The 19644-nt window shown below is 45.3% G+C and carries 11 protein-coding genes; 10 read left to right on the top strand and 1 reads right to left on the bottom strand.

Annotated elements, in window-relative coordinates; all coding sequences use genetic code 11:
• Positions 1-337 precede the first annotated feature (337 nt).
• The 3 genes from GCU44_RS21885 to GCU44_RS21875 all read left to right on the top strand — a co-directional run bounded on the left by GCU44_RS21885 (position 338) and on the right by GCU44_RS21875 (position 3550).
• On the top strand, positions 338-577 hold the full coding sequence (locus GCU44_RS21885) for a FeoA family protein (RefSeq protein WP_241685067.1): 240 nt from the start codon (positions 338-340) through the stop codon (positions 575-577).
• A gap of 3 nt (positions 578-580) precedes the next feature.
• Positions 581-2692 carry a ferrous iron transport protein B gene (gene feoB / locus GCU44_RS21880; protein ID WP_154859532.1) on the top strand — a complete coding sequence of 704 codons (2112 nt, stop codon included), beginning with the start codon at positions 581-583 and terminating at the stop codon, positions 2690-2692.
• A 228-nt stretch (positions 2693-2920) separates the two neighbouring features.
• A complete protein-coding gene (locus GCU44_RS21875; RefSeq protein ID WP_092178257.1) occupies positions 2921-3550 on the top strand; it encodes an MCP four helix bundle domain-containing protein in 630 nt (209 codons plus the stop codon).
• Positions 3551-3569: 19 nt separating this feature from the next.
• Here the strand turns inward: GCU44_RS21875 and GCU44_RS21870 are convergent, their stop codons facing one another.
• Positions 3570-4592, bottom strand: coding sequence for an LLM class flavin-dependent oxidoreductase (locus GCU44_RS21870; RefSeq protein WP_154859531.1), 1023 nt, complete (start codon positions 4590-4592; stop codon positions 3570-3572).
• Positions 4593-5074: 482 nt separating this feature from the next.
• Here GCU44_RS21870 and GCU44_RS21865 point away from each other — a divergent pair, with 482 nt between their 5' ends.
• From GCU44_RS21865 to GCU44_RS21835, 7 genes are all read left to right on the top strand, one after another.
• Entirely contained in the window at positions 5075-5674 is a 600-nt protein-coding gene (locus tag GCU44_RS21865) for an RNA polymerase sigma factor (protein ID WP_154859530.1), read from the top strand.
• 134 nt (positions 5675-5808) lie between these two features.
• Positions 5809-6855 (top strand): FecR family protein, encoded by a 1047-nt coding sequence (locus GCU44_RS21860; protein ID WP_154859529.1) that lies wholly within the window; start codon positions 5809-5811, stop codon positions 6853-6855.
• Between the two features lie 148 nt (positions 6856-7003).
• On the top strand, positions 7004-10354 hold the full coding sequence (locus tag GCU44_RS21855) for a SusC/RagA family TonB-linked outer membrane protein (protein WP_154859528.1): 3351 nt from the start codon (positions 7004-7006) through the stop codon (positions 10352-10354).
• A gap of 11 nt (positions 10355-10365) precedes the next feature.
• A complete protein-coding gene (locus GCU44_RS21850; RefSeq protein ID WP_154859527.1) occupies positions 10366-12213 on the top strand; it encodes a RagB/SusD family nutrient uptake outer membrane protein in 1848 nt (615 codons plus the stop codon).
• 125 nt (positions 12214-12338) lie between these two features.
• Positions 12339-15734 carry a VCBS repeat-containing protein gene (locus GCU44_RS21845; RefSeq protein WP_154859526.1) on the top strand — a complete coding sequence of 1132 codons (3396 nt, stop codon included), beginning with the start codon at positions 12339-12341 and terminating at the stop codon, positions 15732-15734.
• Positions 15735-15891: 157 nt separating this feature from the next.
• Positions 15892-17895, top strand: a complete 2004-nt coding sequence (locus GCU44_RS21840) for a thioredoxin domain-containing protein (protein WP_161993998.1) — start codon at positions 15892-15894, stop codon at positions 17893-17895.
• Positions 17882-19345 (top strand): vanadium-dependent haloperoxidase, encoded by a 1464-nt coding sequence (locus GCU44_RS21835; RefSeq protein ID WP_154859524.1) that lies wholly within the window; start codon positions 17882-17884, stop codon positions 19343-19345. The genes GCU44_RS21840 and GCU44_RS21835 overlap by 14 nt, the downstream gene beginning before the upstream one ends.
• Positions 19346-19644 lie beyond the last annotated feature (299 nt).

Genomic DNA, 19644 nt, shown 5'->3' with positions numbered 1-19644 from the left:
TTGGCTCCCAAAATGTGATATTTATTACCTAAGTCGGTTTTGACTGTAAATTTAGGCTTTTTACCAGTAACCAAGACCGAAGGGGGGATTCAGGAAGGCAGTACCAATTTTTCTACCAGTGGAAAATTCGTCGTCGCAGGTTTTTGTACCGGTGGTCCACCAGAAGGGTGGCTGCTGCGGGAGACGAAAATGCTGTCCGGTAAAAGGATTGGGTGTATCCTCCTGGTTGGGTAACGTTCACCAATGATTTATTCAATCTAAATAAAGGGCTGATTCTTTACTATTTCGGGAAAATTGTAGTAAAATTGCCTCGTGAATCGTTGATCTGGAGAAAAAAATGACCACAGGTATCCCCATGACGGCAGCCGATCTCAGAACTGACCTATCGTACGAAATTGTGAGTATAGCCAACACGCCCTTACTGGTGCGCATGATGGAGATGGGCATCCTTCCTGGTAAACAAATCCGGCTTTTTAAAAAAGCCCCATTCAAAGGTCCCATGGCGTTTTTGATTGATGGGAACATCATTGCCTTACGTATAGAAGAAGCCGCCCTCATTCAACTAAAAGAAGTCTAACCCATGGAAATTGCCGAAAAACAGGCCCTGAGACGCATTGCCATCATTGGCAATCCCAATGTGGGGAAATCCAGTATTTTCAACCAACTGACGGGATTGAACCAAAAAATTGGCAATTATCCGGGCATGACAGTGGATAAGATGGTTGGACAGGCCCGTATCGGGTCCCACAGTTTTGAATTGATTGATCTTCCCGGTACCTACAGTTTGTATCCGAAATCCGAGGACGAAATCATCGCCCATAAAGTGCTAAACGGCCAAGGGGTAGACAAGCCCGATGCAGCTCTGGTCGTACTGGATGCCTGTAACCTGGAGCGAAGCTTGCTGTTGGGTACCCAGGTGATCGATTTAGGGATTCCCATGGCCTTCATTGTCAACATGAAAGACCTGGCCGAGAAGCGGGGATTGACCATTCACAGTTTTGCGTTGTACCAAACGCTCGGGGTTCCCTTGGTCATGACCGATGCCAGAAATAATCAAGGAATGGACGCTGTTCGGGAGCTATTGCTGAAAGGGAATTTTGAGGCAGGCAAACCGTTTCATCAAATGGGCTTCACCGATTTACTCCGAGAGGTGAAAGCAGAATTTGATTTTGCTACCGATTATCAGGCCTTCCAACAGTTGATTTTTGCCGGGTTTGACCCGGTTCTCCCTGCTACGAAAAAAGAATGGTTGGAAAGAAAGGCAGCCGAATACGGTTTTGACGGGCTTGAGCAGCAAACCCGGGAGACCGAACAGCGTCTTGGGAAAATAAAGTCCCTGCTTTCAACGGCCCAATCTTCGGTTACCAGGAGCCCCGGAAAATGGCAGGCCAGCCTGGACGCGGTTTTTATGCATCCGGTTTGGGGTTACCTCACCTTTTTGTTGATCATGTTGCTGATATTCCAGGCCATTTTCGCCTGGGCGGAGACCCCCATGGACCTGATTGACGGGACCTTTGCGGCGTTAAGTGGATGGGTAGCGGAGGTTTTGCCACCGGGCGTTTTCACGGATTTACTGTCCGAAGGTATCATCACGGGTATTGGAGGTGTGGTGATTTTTATCCCGCAGATCGCGCTACTATTTGGCTTTCTGGCGTTTTTGGAAGATACGGGGTATTTTTCCCGGGTCGTTTTTCTGACAGATCGGCTCATGCGTCCTTTCGGATTACATGGCAAAAGTGTGGTGCCCCTCATTTCGGGAATGGCTTGTGCCATTCCGGGCATCATGGCTACCCGAAACATTAGCAATACCAAAGAACGCTTAATTACCATCCTGGTGACACCCTGGATGAGCTGTTCGGCCCGGTTGCCGGTGTACATCATTCTGATCGGCTTGACGGTTCCCGACAGTACCTGGTTGGGCATTAACCTACAGGCACTGGCCTTGCTGGTGATGTACCTGTTTGGTACGCTATTTACCTTGTTGGGAGCACTTGCCCTGAAATACGTGCTTCGGACAAAAGAACGAAGTTTTTTGATGACCGATCTGCCCATCTACCGCATGCCCCGTTGGCAAACGGTGCTGCTCACCATGTACAACAAGTCAAAAATATTCGTTCTAGAAGCCGGAAAAGTCATCCTCACCATCTCCATCGTACTTTGGGTGCTGGCCAGTTACGGGCCTTCCGGGCAGATGGAAACCCTGAACGCGCAAAAAGAAGAAGCGCTGGCAGCCGCCTCCGAAGAGCAGAAACACGAACTGGCTTCTGAATTTGCCTCCAAAAAGCTGGAAGCTTCCTACATCGGCCTGTTGGGAAAAGCAATCGAGCCTGCCTTGCGTCCCTTGGGCTACGACTGGAAGATCGGTATCGCGCTACTGACCTCTTTTGCCGCCAGGGAAGTATTTGTTGCCACGGTTGCCACCATATATAGCGTGGGGGAAGATGTGGAAGACGAACTTACCATTCGGGAAAAATTAGATAAACAGGTGCATGCCGATACGGGGGAAAAAGTATTTACCCGGGCCACCGGATTTTCATTGATGGTGTTTTACGCCCTGGCCATGCAATGCATGAGTACCGTGGCGGTTGTGTATCGGGAAACCAAAAGTTGGAAATGGCCGCTGATCCAAACGATTGGTATGACGATTGTGGCCTATTTGGGGGCATTGGTTACGTATCAATTATTTGCATAAATGATGTGGCAGGAGCTAATCGTAGGGATATTGTTTGCTGGAGTTCTCGGGTATTGGGGCTACAAGTTGCTGGTAAAAAAGCCGGTCAAAAACAAGAATGGTTGCGGTTGTGAAAAATGCAACTGATTTAACCCGGGTTTCCCGCTTTTTTTTTAACCTTTTCCCCGTAGCTTTGCTGCGAAAGATTTTCTTTCCTCGTTGGCTGAAATCTAAACTGGAAAAGCTGTAATGAATTGGATGTATAGCATTAAGCACAAACTAACCGCTGCCTCACTACTTTTTGGTGTCATCTTGTTGGTAATGGTGACCAACATCAACCAACGAAACCAGATAACTGAGTTGGAAACTGCATTTGAGGCTATCTACCGGGATCGTCTGGTGGCAGAAAGCTATATTTTGGATTTTTCTGAAAAGCTGCATACCCTCCAATTGGCAATCAACGACCCCAGTAGTTCGTTGGTGCAAAAGCAGCGGGTGGCCAACCGACTCTTGACGGAAATCGATACGCTAAACCAACTGTATCAGGCAACCCGTCTGACGGAAGAAGAGGCGAAGTATTTTCTTCATTTCACCGGATTGACAAAGGAAATGAACCTACGGCTAAAGGAGGGTGACCTCGCGAGTGAGGAGACGATGATTCAATCGGCTTTTATGGACCTGCACTTTCTTTCCCAGATTCAGTTGACCGAAGCCGATAAACTAAAATCGAAAACCGATCGGATTTTTCACCGGGGCAGCCTGATATCCCAGTTTGAGATGGTAGTTCTTATTGTCATTGGGCTCCTTATCCAGGCGCTTTTATTCGCATCCAGGACGACCGGTCCCCCAAAATGGCCAACCAACTCCCGGATGAATTGACGCTGGCAAGCTCATCGGTTCAGACCATGGGTTGCGGGCTTCCGCTCAGGGATTGAATCGCCTGGGCGGCCAGGGCGTAGGAGGCCAGTCGTTTTTCCTGATCGTAGATGCTGCTGCTGATCATTAGTTCATCCGGGCGATGTTCCCGGACAAATGCCGCCAATCCATTTTTTACCCGATCAAAATCCCCCACAAAGCTATAGGTCGTCATGTGCCGAATGGCAACTGCTTCCTGTGCAGTCCACAAGGCATCCATGGATGCAACGGGAGCCGCGAGAGGAACCGAACGGCCGCGGACTATTCCCAGGGCCATTTGATAAAATGAGCTGTTTAGAAATTCCGCTTCACTCTGGTTTTCTGCGGCCACTACATTGATGCAGGCAATCAGGTAAGGCCTGGAACCCGGGGAAGATGCCCGAAAGTGGCGGCGGTAGTAGCTGGCGGCCTGTTGGAAATACGTGGGCGCAAAATGACTGGCAAACACATACGGCATTCCCTTAGCTGCTGCCAGACGGGCGCTGTCCATGCTTGAACCCAGTAAGTAGAAGGGAACAGGAAGTCCTTCTGCTGGAAAGGCCCGGACCGGGCTGTCCAGGTTCTCTTCTAAAAAATAACCCTGCAATTCTTCCAAATCTTGGGGAAATTCCTGTACGGTTTCCAGCCTTCCCCTCCGCAAGGATGCAGCGGTTCGTTGATCTGTTCCGGGAGCCCTGCCCAATCCGAGGTCTATTCTGCCGGGATAAAGTGATTCCAGGGTACCGATTTGTTCGGCAACGACAAGCGGACTATGGTTGGGCAGCATGATGCCCCCGGAACCTACTCGAATGCGCCGGGTTCCTTGAGCGATGTAGCCCATCAAGATGGTAGGGGCGGAGCTTCCCACCCAGGGCATGTTGTGATGTTCTGCGAGCCAAAATCGCTTGTAACCCTGATTTTCGGCATGTCGGGCCAGCTCCAGGCTCCGGCGGTAGGCGTCGGCGGCGGTATCTTCTTTTTTAAGAAGGGCCAGCTCAAGAACGGAAAAGGGAATTGCGCGCTGCATCAACTGGGGAAACTTGCAGAATTTTCTTTTAGTTCCCCGGTGGCAACCGATTTTCCCATCCGGTTAAGAGGCGGGAGGCGGGATGGCTTTACTGCTGGGGGAAATAGATTGAAGCGGCGCGCAGCTATTCATTGCTGCTTGCACGCAGGCATGCCTGAAAACAGGTCAACTATTTACTTATCAATTCATTAGTGTGGGAACCAACGGGAAAAAAAATAGCGGAATCCCCCTCTCGTTATCAACGTAGTTGATCACCCCTAAAAATCGGTATGGATGTAAACACCTACACAGGACTGTATGATGGGTACTTAGATAAAGATAACGGGATGCTATAGGTTTCTTTAAAAAGTGAATGAAGTATGGTCTTTTGATAATTTGAAAATCTTTTTGTTCGGGAGTGGATTATTTTTCAAAATATCGTATGTTTGGTCGATACAAGACGGACCCTGGTTGCCCGGAATGCCCAAATAATCTGATGTTACATGGATTTTCACACACTTAAGGATGCCGAACTTTGGCAATTGGTTGCGAGCGGTAATCAAAAGGCCTTTGATCACGTGTACTTTTCCACCGCGAAAGACTTGTATAAATACGGTTTTCGGTTCACGTTGGATAGGGAATTGATTAAGGACGTGATTCAAGATGTTTACATCCATATATGGGAGGTAAGGAGCGTCCTTTCCATACAAAAATCGATAAAATTCTATTTGTTTTCAGCTTTTCGAAGGGAAGTAATCAAACGAGTGAATGCCGCATGCAAATTTGAGACAATTGATGATTACCACTCAAAGATTTCTTGGGAGCTTTCTTTTCAGGAAATACTGGAAGAAAATCAAATCAGTCTGGATTCAGCACATAAACTAACTCGAGCGATTGAGACATTGCCACTTCGTCAGAAGGAGGCAATTTACCTGCGCTACCTTCAAGAACTGACCTACGATGAAATTTCGGAACTAATGGGAGTACAAATCCCCTCCATTTATAATTTGATATTTAAGGGAATTAAAACCTTGAGGGCTGCTCTATCACCCGGTGATTTCTCTACCAAAGTATTAATTTTATTCTTATATTTTTTGCAATAGTACTGTTTTTATTCTATCAATGTCCGATGCTTCCTTTGGTTTTCATTAATTTTTAAAAAAAATCAAATTTTTATTCGACTTGGAGATGAGATTTCCAAAATAATTTTCTCTTACAAACATAGCAAGTTCAATTCATGAAGACCTATAGCACCATAGAGGAATTTTTGGAAGACAAGTCTTTCGTAGACTGGGTGTTAGACCCGGTTTCAGCGGCAAACGGTGATTTTTGGAAACAAATAGCCTCGGACAAAGTAAACGGCCTTTTACTTAATCAGGCCAGGTTGATTATTGAGGAGCTGAATGCACCCGGGGAGGATTGGGAAAAACAGGAGGAATTACAGGTGCTTTCGAAAATTCACGAACACATTCAAAAAAATAAGCGACCCATTTTGAATACCCGTCGTTTAGAACACGCGTATTGGAAAGTGGCACAGAAAGTTTTTTTTGTAGTTTTTGCTTCAGTGGTGACGTTCCTGGCAGTAGATGTAGTGCAGAAAAACAAACCATCAGCCCCCGAATTGGTAGAAAACCCCATTTATTGGATAAGCAAATCGAATCCTAAGGGGCAGAAATCAGCGATTCACTTGCCGGATGGAAGTTCGGTAATTATCAATTCGGAAAGCGAAATTAGGTACAGAAGTGATTTTGGAGATACGAATCGCGAGCTCTATTTAGTGGGTGAGTCCTTTTTTGAGGTGGCTCCAGATAGCTTGTTGCCGTTTCGGGTATTTTCAGGTAATATTACTACTACTGCATTAGGTACTTCTTTTAATATCAATTCCTACAATTCTAACCAAATCACCGTACAGTTGGCTACTGGGATAGTGGAAGTGGTGAACGAATCGCAGGCAAACCAATCTATATTTTTGCAGCCCGGCGAAGAAGTGACTTCGGTCGGTACGGAAAGAATTGTGAAAGGGAGATTTGACCTTAAAAAGGCATTTTTATGGAAGTCTGGGGTCCTGCTTTTTGAAAATTTTTCGGTTGATGAATTTACGCAGACGCTGGAGCGCTGGTACGGCGTCGAGATATCCCTTGAAAATAGACCGCATCCTGGATTAAAAATTTCCGGGGAGTTTCAAGATACGTATTTGAGTGACGTGTTGGAATCCATTGGCTATGCCTATGGCTTTGATTATACCATAGACCAGAAAAAAGTTAAGTTAGTTTTTGCACCCTAAACAAACTGGATGAGGAAAACAAATCACTAAAAATAAGCAAAGCCAACGATGATTCATTGACTTTGCCCGGCGAATAGGAAGGTTTATCAGGCGCTTCTATTTGCCTCTTGTTTTACTGCGAATCAATCACAATAAACCATGCAAATTTATGAAAAAAACATTACATGCCCTATGTATGATAGGAAAATACTACCTCTATGGATTCCTATTCCAGATGCTTTTCTCACCGTTGATTTATGCGGCTCCTTCCAACGCACAGGGATCCCTGGATATCAAGCAAGTATACCTGAGTTTAGATCTTGAAAATGTATCGTTGTCGGAGACGTTTTCGGAGATACATCGGTTGACGGAGTTTTCATTTATCTACGACGAGCGCCTGCTCAATGATACGGATCCGGTTAGCATTCGGGTTGAGGAGCAGACACTAGAAACTGTTTTGTTGACGCTTGCTTCTTCGCATCGGCTATCTTTTAAGCAGGTAGACGATAAGATAAGTGTCAAATTTTCGAAGACAAAAAGCCCTGCAAAATCTGTACTTGTAGAGGTAACGGTTTCTGGTACAGTCGTTGACGCAAATGGGGATCCCATACCCGGAGTGACGGTTTTCGTTCCCGGCACCAATTCGGGAACAGCCACGGATATAGACGGAAAGTATTCCATCGTGGTCCCGGAGGGTTCTTCTCTGGTGTTTTCGTTTATCGGGTTCGAATCAAAAACCGTGGAGGTGGGGAATCAAACCACAATAGATGTAACCTTGGAGCAAAGCGCGCAGGCACTAGACGAGGTTATCGTTCTTGGGTATGGTACCCAAAAGAAATCTGAACTTACCAATGCGGTTGTCCAAACGACCGGGGAGGAAGTGAAAAAATCGTCTGCGGTGTCACTTTCCAATGCTTTGTCTGGTAGGCTCGCAGGCCTCTATGTAAATCAGCGAAGTGCGGTTCCCGGGTTCGACGATGCACAGATTCTTGTTCGAGGATTCAATACGACTAGAAACAATTCGGCACTGATCGTTATAGATGGGGTCGCCAACGCCGATCCGGATGGTCTGAATCGACTTGATCCCAATGATATTGAATCTATTTCCGTCTTGAAGGATGCTTCTGCGGCGATCTACGGTGCGCAGTCCGCCGGAGGTGTGATCTTGGTTACCACCAAAAGAGGACAGTCTGGAAAACCTTCCTTCAACTTTTCCAGCTCCCACTTATTTCAGTCTCCTACGATGAAGGTAAAATCTGCTAATGTTTTTGACTACATGGATGTTCTCAATCGGAATAGGGTGCTTGAGGGAGCAGGTCCGGTATTTCCAGATGATTTGGTGGAATCCTTCCGAAACGGGAACAGGCGGGCGGAAGACTGGTGGGATGCCTTGGTGGATCCACCGGCCACGATTTCCCGACAATCCCTCACCATGCGGGGAGGGTCGGACCGTATTCGGTATTTTACCTCGGTGGGGATGGTGAATCAAGGAGGTATCCTGCGTGCGGATGATATTACCAAGCTCAAGCAATACAACGTTCGGGCAAACCTGGATGTAACAGTAACCGATGATTTGGAAGTTGGTGTCGATTTATCGATACGCCAGAAATTTACACAGTCTCCTCAAGGAGGATCGGGTGCGATCGGGGCTTTCGCATCTACAAGTCCGCTACAGGAGGCGTATATAGGAGGCGATTACAGGTATCCAGGTGAGGGTTGGTCCCATTTAAATCCAGCAGCACGTCTTTTGAGTCCGGGCTATCGAAGAAATACCGGTGATGTGGCGAACGGGATGTTTCGATACAAATACTCGATCCCCTTTGTGGAGGGATTGTCCGTGGACGGCTTTGCATCCATTGTAAAGACGTTTAATTACAACAAATCCTTTGATTACGTTTGGGATTATTACGAACGAGATGCTTCGGGAAATATTGTCAAAAGGACATCTAGAACAGTGGAGGACATTGGATTACGAGAGGATTTTTCCCAAAGTACCATGATTACGCTAAATTCAAAAATTGCCTACGATAGAGTCATTAACACAGATCACCGTGTAAGCGGATTTTTGGCGTACGAGCAAATGACCTACGACGATAACTTTTTCTGGGCGCAACGTTTGGGATATGATTCTCCTCAAATTGATCAGCTTTTCGCAGGAAGTGAAAATAGAAGCCAGTGGAACAATAGCGGTGGTGCTAGCGAGAATGCGCGGCAGAACTATTTCGGCCGCCTAAATTATGAATTTAGCAATAAATACCTTTTTGGATTTAATTTCCGCTACGACGGATCGCCGATCTTCCCTAAAGAAACCCGCTGGGGATTTTTCCCAGGATTATCTGCGGGGTGGGTAGTGAGTGAAGAGGCATTTATGTCGGACAATGTATTTAGCAATTTAAAAATCCGTGCGTCTTGGGGTAGATTGGGGAATGACAGGGTAGACCCTTTCCAATACATTGGTAGGTTTGGATATGGAGCCGGTTGGGTAGTGAATGGAAACGATGTCAGGGGAATTGCTGCGCTGACGACACCCAATCCAAACATTACCTGGGAGGTTTCCGAATCAACGAATCTTGGATTGGAACTTGGTTTTTTGCAAGACAGGTTGACGATTGAAACGGATGTTTACCAAACCTATACAACCAATATTTTGGGTAGAAGACAGGCTTCCATTCCCGGATATACCGGACTAATCTTACCGGATGAGAATATTGGGGAAATGAAAAGTCATGGAATAGAATTTCAGGTGGGATTTCGAGAGAATTTTGGCCAGCTTAACTACCGAGTAAGTGCCAATTATTCCTTTAATGATAACGAAATTATATTTTTTGATGAAGTGCCTCAGGCCGAGCCCTATCAAAATCTGGAGGGAAGGCAAATTGGTTCCGAATTGGTATATAATGCCATCGGTATTTATCGTACCCAGGATGATTTAGATAGTTTTGTTAGCTATCCCAATGCTACGCTAGGCGGACTTATATTCAAGGACATGAACAACGATGGGGTAATCGATGGCAATGACCGGTACCGTTACAACATCAATGCATTTCCCAGGTCTCAATTCGGTATGACCATTGGCTTCGACTATAAAAACTTTGACTTGACCATGTTACTTCAGGGACAGGACGGAGGCAAGTTTAGGCTCGATAATGGATTTGATACAGGCGCAAACGGGAATGGACTTGCTTATGTTGCAGCCAATACCTATGATTTGGAAAACACCGACGCAATTCTGCCTCGTATTAGGCCGATCGGTTTTGCAGCACAAAACAGTGACTTCTGGTATCACAATGCCCGATGGGTTCGATTTAAATCAGCTGAATTGGGTTACAATCTGCCAGGTGAACTAATGAGCCGCATTGGTATATCTGGTCTACGGGTGTATTTATCTGGAGAAAATTTATTTATGATTTATAACAATTTGGCAGAGTTTGGTGCGGGTGACCCTGAATTTCTCAGTGGAAAAGGGGGTACTTATCCGAATATGAGAACATTGGGTTTTGGTCTTAATCTTTCTTTTTAAAAAAAAAAGTTATGAAAAATAGAATAGTAAAAAACAGCCTGATGAAACCGTTGTTTGCACTCTTGCTATCTGGCATGGTTTTTAACGCCTGTAACGACGACCTGCTTGAGGTAACTCCACTAGATGCCATATCTGAAGAAAACGTATTCACAGACCCTACTTTTCTTCAAAATTATGTGTATAACATGTATAACGGAATCAAGCCGCATTGGAGTCCAGGAAGCGGTGGATACATAGGCATGACCGATATAGCAGTTTCTGCTCCCGATACGCACAATCGTGCTGGAGGGATCCGGCAATACCTGGAAGGAAATATTACCCCGGATAATATTACCCAGTTAACCAATATTTGGGCTGAGGAATACGATTTCATTCGGAGGGCAAATATTTTCTTTGAGAAAATAGAAGGTTCGACAATTGACGCCGAACTGTTAGATAATATTAAGGGAGAAGTTCACTTTCTTCGTGCTTGGATGTATTTTGAATTGATACGAACCTTTGGTGGTGTTCCGCTAATTACCGAAAGTTTTTCTCTGAGTGATGAATCCTTCGATGTTTCCCGAAATAGTTACGAAGAATGTGCGCAGTTTGTCCTGAATGAGGCGGAACTGGCAGTCGATTTATTGGATGGCGCCACTCCTGCTGCAGGAAAAATTAGCAAAGAAGCAGCGATGGGTTTGAAAGCCCGGATGCTTTTGTACATGGCCAGTCCGCTAAATAATCCGACCAACGACCTGAGCAAATGGCAGGACGCTGCGGTGGCCACAAAAGCCGTAATTGACGCCGGTTTTACCCTGCACCCCAACCACGAAGAATTGTTTCTTCAGCCATTGGAAACGAACGAAACAATTTTCGGCAGGACCTACACCGCTGGGTCGAGAATTCCAGACTGGGGCTACAATTACGACTATTGGCCAAGTGGTTTCGACGCCCGTCAACGGCTGATGCCTACCCAGCATTTCGTTAATATGTTCCAAATGGAGAATGGGGAATATCCGTACCTAGCAGACGGGGTTACTGTAAACGCCAATTCCGGCTATGACGAACAAAATCCAAACGTCAATAGAGATCCAAGGTATTACAGTTACATATTGTATCCCGGTGCGGGACCTGTAAACATCATTGATGGATCGAAAAGCACCCAACGCTTGTATGAATACTGGGAGGATGCGAATCCGAATCCTGATAACCAGCCTCCCTACGAAAATCCCAATAAAGTAGATCCAATGAATAACCAAACGCTTTTTGATTTCGGGCGGGATTCCAAAACTTATTGGGTAAAAGGATTGACCCCTTTTCATTGGAGGGTTCAGACGGGGTATACTTTTAGAAAATTGTTGGACTTTCAAGGGCCGAGAGCAAGTTTCGATTTTGATTATAGCCAAACAACCGTGTTTATGCGGCTGGCGGAATTTTATCTGAACTATGCGGAGATTCAAATCGCTCTGGGCAATGAGGAGTTGGCAAGGGAATACATTAATAAAGTTAGAAATAGGCCTTCGGTCGATATGCCAGACATTACCAGTTCGGGCGAAGCATTACTACGTGACTACCGAAACGAACGTGCCGTAGAATTACATTTGGAGGACATGCGGTTTTGGGACCTGTTGCGCTGGAAAGCAGCTCCGGGTAACATCGATATGAATCCCATTCGAGGCTTAAGTAGTGTCACAATGGATTGGTCCACAGCTCAGGAAGGCGATTTGATGGGTACCTTGCAATATACCTACGGAGAGGTTGTAGAGGTAGATCCACGTTTTCCATGGCCGGGAGACCATTATTATCGGTTTCCCATTCCAAGGGAAGAAATCCAACGGAGCAACAATAATATCGAACAAAACCCAGGATATGAAGATTAAAGGTCGGGTTTAGTTCAAGACAAATTTAATCCACAGAGGTAAAGAAGTTGAAATGTTTCGATACCGCTGTGGATATTTCTTCTTATTCAGGTAGGTAATGATTGACACAAAAAATACCGATGAACATGAAACCAAGCGTGTATCCCCGTTGCTGGTACGATAAATTAGGGAATAGTATTCTTCTCTTTGGCCTGGTATTTTTTTTGGCAGCATGCCAGGAAAAAAAAGATCAGGCCTCCTTATTTACCGAACTCAGTCTTCAATCAACTGGAATCGATTTTTCCAATGACTTAACAGAAAATGATTCGATCAACTATTTCAACTACATGTATATCTACATGGGTGGTGGAGTGGCCGTGGGTGATTTTAACAATGACGGTTTACAGGATCTCTACTTCACCGGGAATATGGTTCCCAATAAGCTGTATATCAACAAAGGAAACCTAAATTTTGAAGACGTATCCTTGCCAGCCGGGGTAGCAGGAGACGATCGATGGATGACGGGTGTTACCGTAGGTGACGCCAATCAGGATGGATGGCTGGACATTTATATCAGTGTGTCTGGCAAATGGGGGACAACAAAAAACCTGCTATATATCAACGATGGTAGGGAAGGTGAAATCCCAACATTCACAGAGATGGCAGAAGCATACGGACTTGCCGATGAGGGGAATAGTACACAGGCAGTTTTTTTCGATTACGATGGGGATGGCTTGCAGGATTTGTACCTGATCAATTATCCCATTGTACCTTCGCGTACCAGCATGGTAGAGTATCTGACTTACAGGTATGCAGCACCCTACCACCGAAGTGACCGGCTTTATAAAAATGAAGGAAACGGTAAGTTTACCGATAAGACCGAGGAGGCTGGTTTGAATAAATACGGCCTGTCGTTGGGTGTTTCAGTAGCAGACTTTAACCAGGATGGATGGCCCGATCTGTATGTCTCCAATGACTTTAGTACACCTGACTTTTTCTATATCAATAACCAAGACGGCACATTCACAGATTTTAACCTGGAGCTAACCAATCATACCTCCTATTTTGGAATGGGAACAGATGTCGCTGATTTCAATAATGACGGCTTCTTGGACATTTATCAAGTGGATATGATGCCGAAGAGTTACCGCAGGGCGAAGGAAAACATGGATAGCATGGACCCGGAACGTTTTTATTCCATGGTCAAAAACGATATGCATCATCAATATTCCATCAACACCCTTCAACTACATATGGGAATGGGTACCGATGGCTTGCCGCGTTTTGGCGACATAGGAAAAATGGCCGGAGTTTCTTCCACCGATTGGAGTTGGGCTGCCTTGTTTGCCGATTTTGATAACGACGGCTACAAGGATATCTATGTGACCAACGGAGTAAGAAGGGATATAAACAATAGCGATTATTTTAGGAACGACGAGGTACAAAATTTTGACGAAGGTAACTCTCTTGATTTGACGAAGAAAATTCCCTCCGAAAAAATCAAAAATTTTGCTTTTAAGAATATGGGGGATCTGACATTCACCGATGTGTCGGATGACTGGGGGATTAATTTCAATGGTTTTTCCAATGGAGTAGCCTATGTAGACCTGGATAACGATGGTGATTTGGATGTGGTAGTCAATAATCTCGACGATCAGGCAACCGTTTACAGGAATAATGCAACCACTTTGGCAAATACCAATTTTCTGCAACTTGAATTAGTGGGTAATCCCTCAAATCCGTTGGGGCTTGGCGCAAAGGTTTGGTTGGAGGTGGATTCGGTAATCCAGTACCAGGAACTTACCTTAACGAGGGGGTTTCAATCCTCGGTGGATCCTACGATTCATTTCGGCTTGGGAAACCAAAGCAGCATACCAAAGATTCGGGTTCTTTGGCCAAGCGGAAAAGAAAGCCTCCTAGAAAACGTCGCAATAAACCAACGGATAATGGTTAATGAAGCGGATGCGGTGGACGTCTTGGCCCCAACGTTACCAGCCTCCCGCGAATTTTTCAGCGATATTACGACAACCGTGTCGTTGGATCACCGGCATACTGAAAACACCTTTAACGATTTTCAATACCAGGTTTTACTTCCACATAAGATTTCCGAATACGGTCCCGCACTTGCCGTAGGAGACATAAATAACGACGGATTGGATGATTTTTACGTGGGTGGCGCCAGTGGGTTTCCGGCAAAGATGTTTTTGCAAAAAAGTGATGGAACTTTTACCGGGATTCTGGAAGAAATGTGGGAAAAAGACAGGTTTCAGGAAGATGTGGGTGCCTTGTTTTTTGATGCTAACGGAGACGACTTGCCCGATCTATATGTGGTATGTGGGGGAAATGAACTCCGAAAAGGTGATACGTACTATCAGGATAAGTTTTATATCAATCGTGGAAACGGGGTGTTTGAAAAATCGGATACAGCTCTTCCAGTACTCAGGGAGAGTGGTTCGGTGGTGGTGGCCTCGGATATGGATAACGACGGGGATTTGGACCTGTTTGTAGGAGGCCGTGTTACTCCTAGAAACTACCCCCATGCACCTAAAAGCTACATTTTAAAAAATAGCAGTACCGAGGCTGAAGTGAAGTTTGAGGATGTTACCGAAGAAGTAGCTCCCCAATTACTAGATTTGGGCATGGTGACGCAGGCCAGTTGGGTTGATGTAGATGGAGATTCCATGGAGGATCTAATCCTTGTAGGCGAATGGATGGGAATCACCTACTTGAAGAATGAAAGAGGAAAATTCGTCAACAAGTCGGTAGCCGCAGGTTTAGGTGATACAAATGGCTGGTGGTTTGGACTGCAGGGTGAAGATTTTGATGGAGACGGTGATATCGATTTTATCGTTGGCAATCTGGGAAGAAATTATAAATACCAGGCAAGCCAGTCGTCTCCATTTAGCTTGTATGTGTACGATTACGACAACGATAGCAAGGACGATCTGGTTCTGAGTTATTTGGATAAGGGTGTACGGGTTCCGGTGCGTGGAAGAGAATGCTCTTCCCAGCAGATACCTGCCATTAAAGCAAAATTTAAGGATTATAAATCGTATGCTTCGGCCAGTTTAGAGCAAATTTATACAACAGAAGATTTGCAGAAGTCGACTCATTTTGAGGTAAAAAGTTTTGCTCATTTGTATTTGGAAAACCAGGGAAATGGAACATTTACAATGCAACCGCTGGATGTTTTTTCTCAAATAGCCTCCATAAACACCTTTGTTCCAATGGATATTAATAAGGATGGACACCTGGACGTTCTTTATGCCGGAAATCTATATGGGGCCGAAGTAGAGACTCCGCGAAATGATGCCAGTTACGCCGGACTTCTTCTCGGAGACGGAGAAGGCGGATTTGAAAGTCAAATGCCCTATCAAAGTGGCCTGATGATTCGCGGCGAGGTTAAATCGGCTAAAAAAATGAAACTGGCTGGAGGGCAGGAGGGAGTTTTATTTGCCAAAAATAATGATCATCTTCAGTTACTCCGGATCGAACAGCCGGAAAAATTCGGATTAACCGCCATATCTCCCACGAATCACTAATTTCTTGAAGAAGATTTTTTGTTTTCTTGATGGCTCTAAATTTCATTATATGAAGAAATCCATTGTAAGGTTTTACCTGTTTTTTTTGCTTATTGGAAGTATATCAGGCTGTGGTAAAGGAAAACCGTCGGAACAATCTGCTAAAGTTACCAACTCCTTGATACACGAGACAAGCCCCTATCTACTTCAGCACGCCAAGAATCCCGTTAACTGGCTACCTTGGAGTGATGAAGCATTGGAAAAGGGCCGATCTGACGGCAAACTGCTGTTGGTCAGTATCGGGTACTCTTCCTGTCATTGGTGTCACGTGATGGAAGCTGAGACATTTGAAGATGAGGATGTGGCTGCCTTTATGAACGAGTATTTTATTTCAATCAAAGTGGATAGGGAGGAGCGACCTGATATTGACAACGTCTACATGACAGCACTTCAATTAATCACGGGCAGTGGTGGGTGGCCGTTGAATGTAATTACCTTACCCAACGGAAATCCTTTGTATGGAGGTACCTATCATACCAAGGAGGAATGGATGCAGGTTTTGCACGACGTGTATTCGTTTTATACCGAGGACCCCAAAAAGGCTGAGAAATATGGGGAAATGTTGGCACAGGGTATTCAAGAGACCAATAGCATCGTACCGATAACGGATGACAGGACTATCAACGCAGGAAATTTGAAAGAAAGTGTCAGAAAATGGCAGTCCTCCTGGGATTTAGATTGGGGAGGGGATAAGGTTGACGAAAAATTCATGATGCCAACGAATCTTGCCTTTTTATTAAACTATTCGGTTTTGGAGAAAAACTCCGACTATTCAGTGCACGTAAAAAATACCCTGGAAAAAATTTCGCAAGGCGGCATCCAAGACCAGATAGGGGGTGGTTTTTATCGGTACAGCACCGACACCTATTGGAAGGTGCCGCATTTCGAGAAAATGCTTTACGATAACGCACTGATGTTGCGCGTATACTCTATGGCATTTAAGGCGTTTAATGAAGAGAAGTATCAGGAGGTGACCGAAGGGATCATCGATTTTTTGGAACGCGAGATGAAGCACCCAGGCGGTGGCTATTATGCCGCATTGGATGCAGACTCGGAAGGGGTAGAAGGGAAGTATTACCTTTGGGAAGAGAATGAGCTAAGAACAGCTTTGGGTGGTGAATACGAACTATTTTCAAACTACTACTCGATTTCCTCACAGCAGGTGGTGGGAGACAGTTTGTTTATATTTTTTCGGGAAAAACCAGATGAGGTATTTGCAGCTGAGCAAGGGGTTTCGTTTGCTGATTTTAAGAAGCAAAAAACGAAATGGAACGCATTGCTACTAAAGGTACGGCAAAAAAGAACCCCGCCTCGAAAAGACGATAAGGTCATCACCTCCTGGAACTCCCTCCTTATGCTGGGATTTTTGGATGCCTATGCGGCCTTCGGAAACGATGAATACCTAAATAAATCTCTTGAAATTCTCGATTTCCTACAAAAAAATTGCCTTCGCGGCGGTAAACTGATTCATTCTTTCAAGGAAGGAGGGGATCATGTACCTGGATTCCTGGAAGATTATGCCTTTCTCCTGGAAGCCCTAATAAAGTTATACGGGTTTACCATGAATCCAGAACATTTGGATCTTGCCATCACACTTAACTCTCATGTCTTAGCCGCTTTTTCAGATGAGGAGACGGGTATGTTCCGATTCAACGAGAAGGAAGAGTTGATATCCTCCCTTATTCTTACCCACGATGGAGTTTTGCCATCCTCGAATGCCTCCATGGCGCTGAATTTGTTTCAGTTAGGCCACCTGATAGGAAACAAAGCTTTTCTGGAAAAGTCAAAAAGCATGGTTGCTTCAATGATGCCCAAAATACTTTCAGAAGGGCAAGCCTATGGCAAATGGAATGAACTATTGATGCACATGGCGTTTCCATACATGGAGGTGGCGGTGGTTGGAGAGAACTCAAAAGATCTAATTAAAGAGCTGAGTCAAACGCACCTGCCAAATACATTGATTGTAGGTGCTGCTCAGGAAAATGAGCTTCCGTTATTTGCCAATCGACTCGTATCGGGAAAGACTCTGATTTATGTTTGTAAAAACAATACGTGCAAGCTTCCGGTTGTTACGCCGGAACAGGCCATTGATATAATCTACACTTCCTATGAAGAAAGATAATTTTTTTTCTTTTTTGCTGGTTGTTTCCCTGAGCCTACTTTGTAGTTGCGGAGAAAAACCTGCGGTAAAGATGGGAGATGAGCCTTTGGGAAAGGATAATCTAGCCTATAAATGGGGTCAACTTGCGCTTGAAGCCACAGCGAATGATACCGAGCTGTTTACCCCACGCCCAACCATAACATCCCGCTACCTTGCCTTGGTCTTTGTATCCATTTTTGATGCCTGGTCGGTTTATGACGCCAAAGCAGTTCCAGTCTACCTCGGGGGAGTTGGCAGACGTCCCGAAAAGGAAAGGACGTTGGCGAACAAAGAAATTGCCATCAGCTATGCAGCCTATCGTTCGCTTATGGAATATTATCCTGCAGACAGTTCGCTTTTTACCGGTTTCATGATGGATTTGGGTTTGGATCCAACGAATGAAGCTTTGAATTCAAAATCACCCCAGGGTATTGGCAACCTGGCGGCCCATCAGGTAATTTCAGCCAGAAAAGGAGATGGTTCCAATCAATACGGTGAGGAACCTGGGTCTGCTCAATCACCCTATTTCAATTACACGGGGTACAAACCGGCCAATACGGCAGATGAAAATTTGGATCCCGGTAGGTGGCAGCCGAAATACTTCTCGGACGGAAAAGGGGGACGTTTTGCCCCGGAATGCCTAACACCCTTCTGGGATCGGGTGCAACCCATCGGGTTGAAAGCTGCAGACCAATTTCGTCCGGGACCGCCCCCCAGTATTGGAAGCGAAGAATTGAAAACGCAAATTCAGGAGGTGGTAGATTTACAGGCAAACCTCTCAGATTATCAAAAAGCATTGATTGAATACATGCGGGATGGTCCAAAATCTGTACAGCAAGCAGGCCACTGGCTACGTTTTGCCCAGGATGTATCCCGCCGGGATCGCCACGCCCTCGATCAAGATGTGAAAATGTATTTTTACAATCAGGTAGTTGCAATGGATGCCTTTATCGCTGCCTGGGATTCCAAGATGTACTACGATTACGCAAGGCCGTATGCATTGGTACACGATATTTTTGACGGTCGGATGATCAATGGTTGGGGAGGAGAAAAAGTAGGAATGACCCGCCTTCCTGGTAATCAATGGCGTCCCTATTCCCCGGAGGTATTTTTATGTCCACCCTTCCCAAGTTACGTGTCAGGTCACAGCGCCGTTAGTGGCGCTTGTGCAGAGGCTCTCCGATTATGGACGGGTAGCGACTCTTTTGGAGAAAGTGCTACCTTGGTTGCGGGAGCCATGACTGAGCCGGATTTTTTGGGAGATACGGTTGTCTTAAAATTCCCCACATTCACGGAAACTGCTGAAATGGCAGGTTTTTCCAGAGTATTGGGAGGATATCATATCCAGGCTGATAATCAGGAAGGGCTTGAACTAGGGCGAAATGTAGCCAGGGAAGTATGGCAGTTTTACAAAGAACATACCAGTGATTAGTTGATTCGAATGATTGCAGGACCCGATTCATTTTGGTGTGCTTTTGTGGATATTTCACCGACATTAGATGAGATTTGCCCATTTGCGCTCTCTTATATACAAAAGCATAATTTCAACAATCAATGAAAATACTTAGTGGTTTAATATTATTACTTTTCATTTCAGGATGTCAAAAACCTGGGCGAAATCAACAGGTACCTGCCTCAGGAGATCAGATCAGCTACAATTTCCATGTTCGTCCAATACTTTCGGACAATTGTTTTGCCTGCCACGGACCGGATGAGAACAAGCGCGAATCG

This window comes from Cyclobacterium xiamenense (assembly GCF_009467825.1).
Taxonomy (GTDB): Bacteria; Bacteroidota; Bacteroidia; order Cytophagales; family Cyclobacteriaceae; genus Cyclobacterium; species Cyclobacterium xiamenense.
The sequence above is the reverse complement of the archived record's forward strand: the minus strand, read 5'-3'. Positions and strand labels throughout refer to the sequence as shown.

Bases quoted from the DNA above. Each gene is read 5' to 3' on its own strand.
- GCU44_RS21845 (WP_154859526.1), top strand. From the start codon at position 12,339: ATGAAACCAAGCGTGTATCCCCGTTGCTGGTACGATAAATTAGGGAAT.
- GCU44_RS21870 (WP_154859531.1), bottom strand. From the start codon at position 4,592: ATGCAGCGCGCAATTCCCTTTTCCGTTCTTGAGCTGGCCCTTCTTAAA.
- GCU44_RS21855 (WP_154859528.1), top strand. From the start codon at position 7,004: ATGAAAAAAACATTACATGCCCTATGTATGATAGGAAAATACTACCTC.
- GCU44_RS21860 (WP_154859529.1), top strand. From the start codon at position 5,809: ATGAAGACCTATAGCACCATAGAGGAATTTTTGGAAGACAAGTCTTTC.
- GCU44_RS21850 (WP_154859527.1), top strand. From the start codon at position 10,366: ATGAAAAATAGAATAGTAAAAAACAGCCTGATGAAACCGTTGTTTGCA.
- GCU44_RS21885 (WP_241685067.1), top strand. From the start codon at position 338: ATGACCACAGGTATCCCCATGACGGCAGCCGATCTCAGAACTGACCTA.
- feoB (WP_154859532.1), top strand. From the start codon at position 581: ATGGAAATTGCCGAAAAACAGGCCCTGAGACGCATTGCCATCATTGGC.
- GCU44_RS21835 (WP_154859524.1), top strand. From the start codon at position 17,882: ATGAAGAAAGATAATTTTTTTTCTTTTTTGCTGGTTGTTTCCCTGAGC.
- GCU44_RS21875 (WP_092178257.1), top strand. From the start codon at position 2,921: ATGAATTGGATGTATAGCATTAAGCACAAACTAACCGCTGCCTCACTA.
- GCU44_RS21865 (WP_154859530.1), top strand. From the start codon at position 5,075: ATGGATTTTCACACACTTAAGGATGCCGAACTTTGGCAATTGGTTGCG.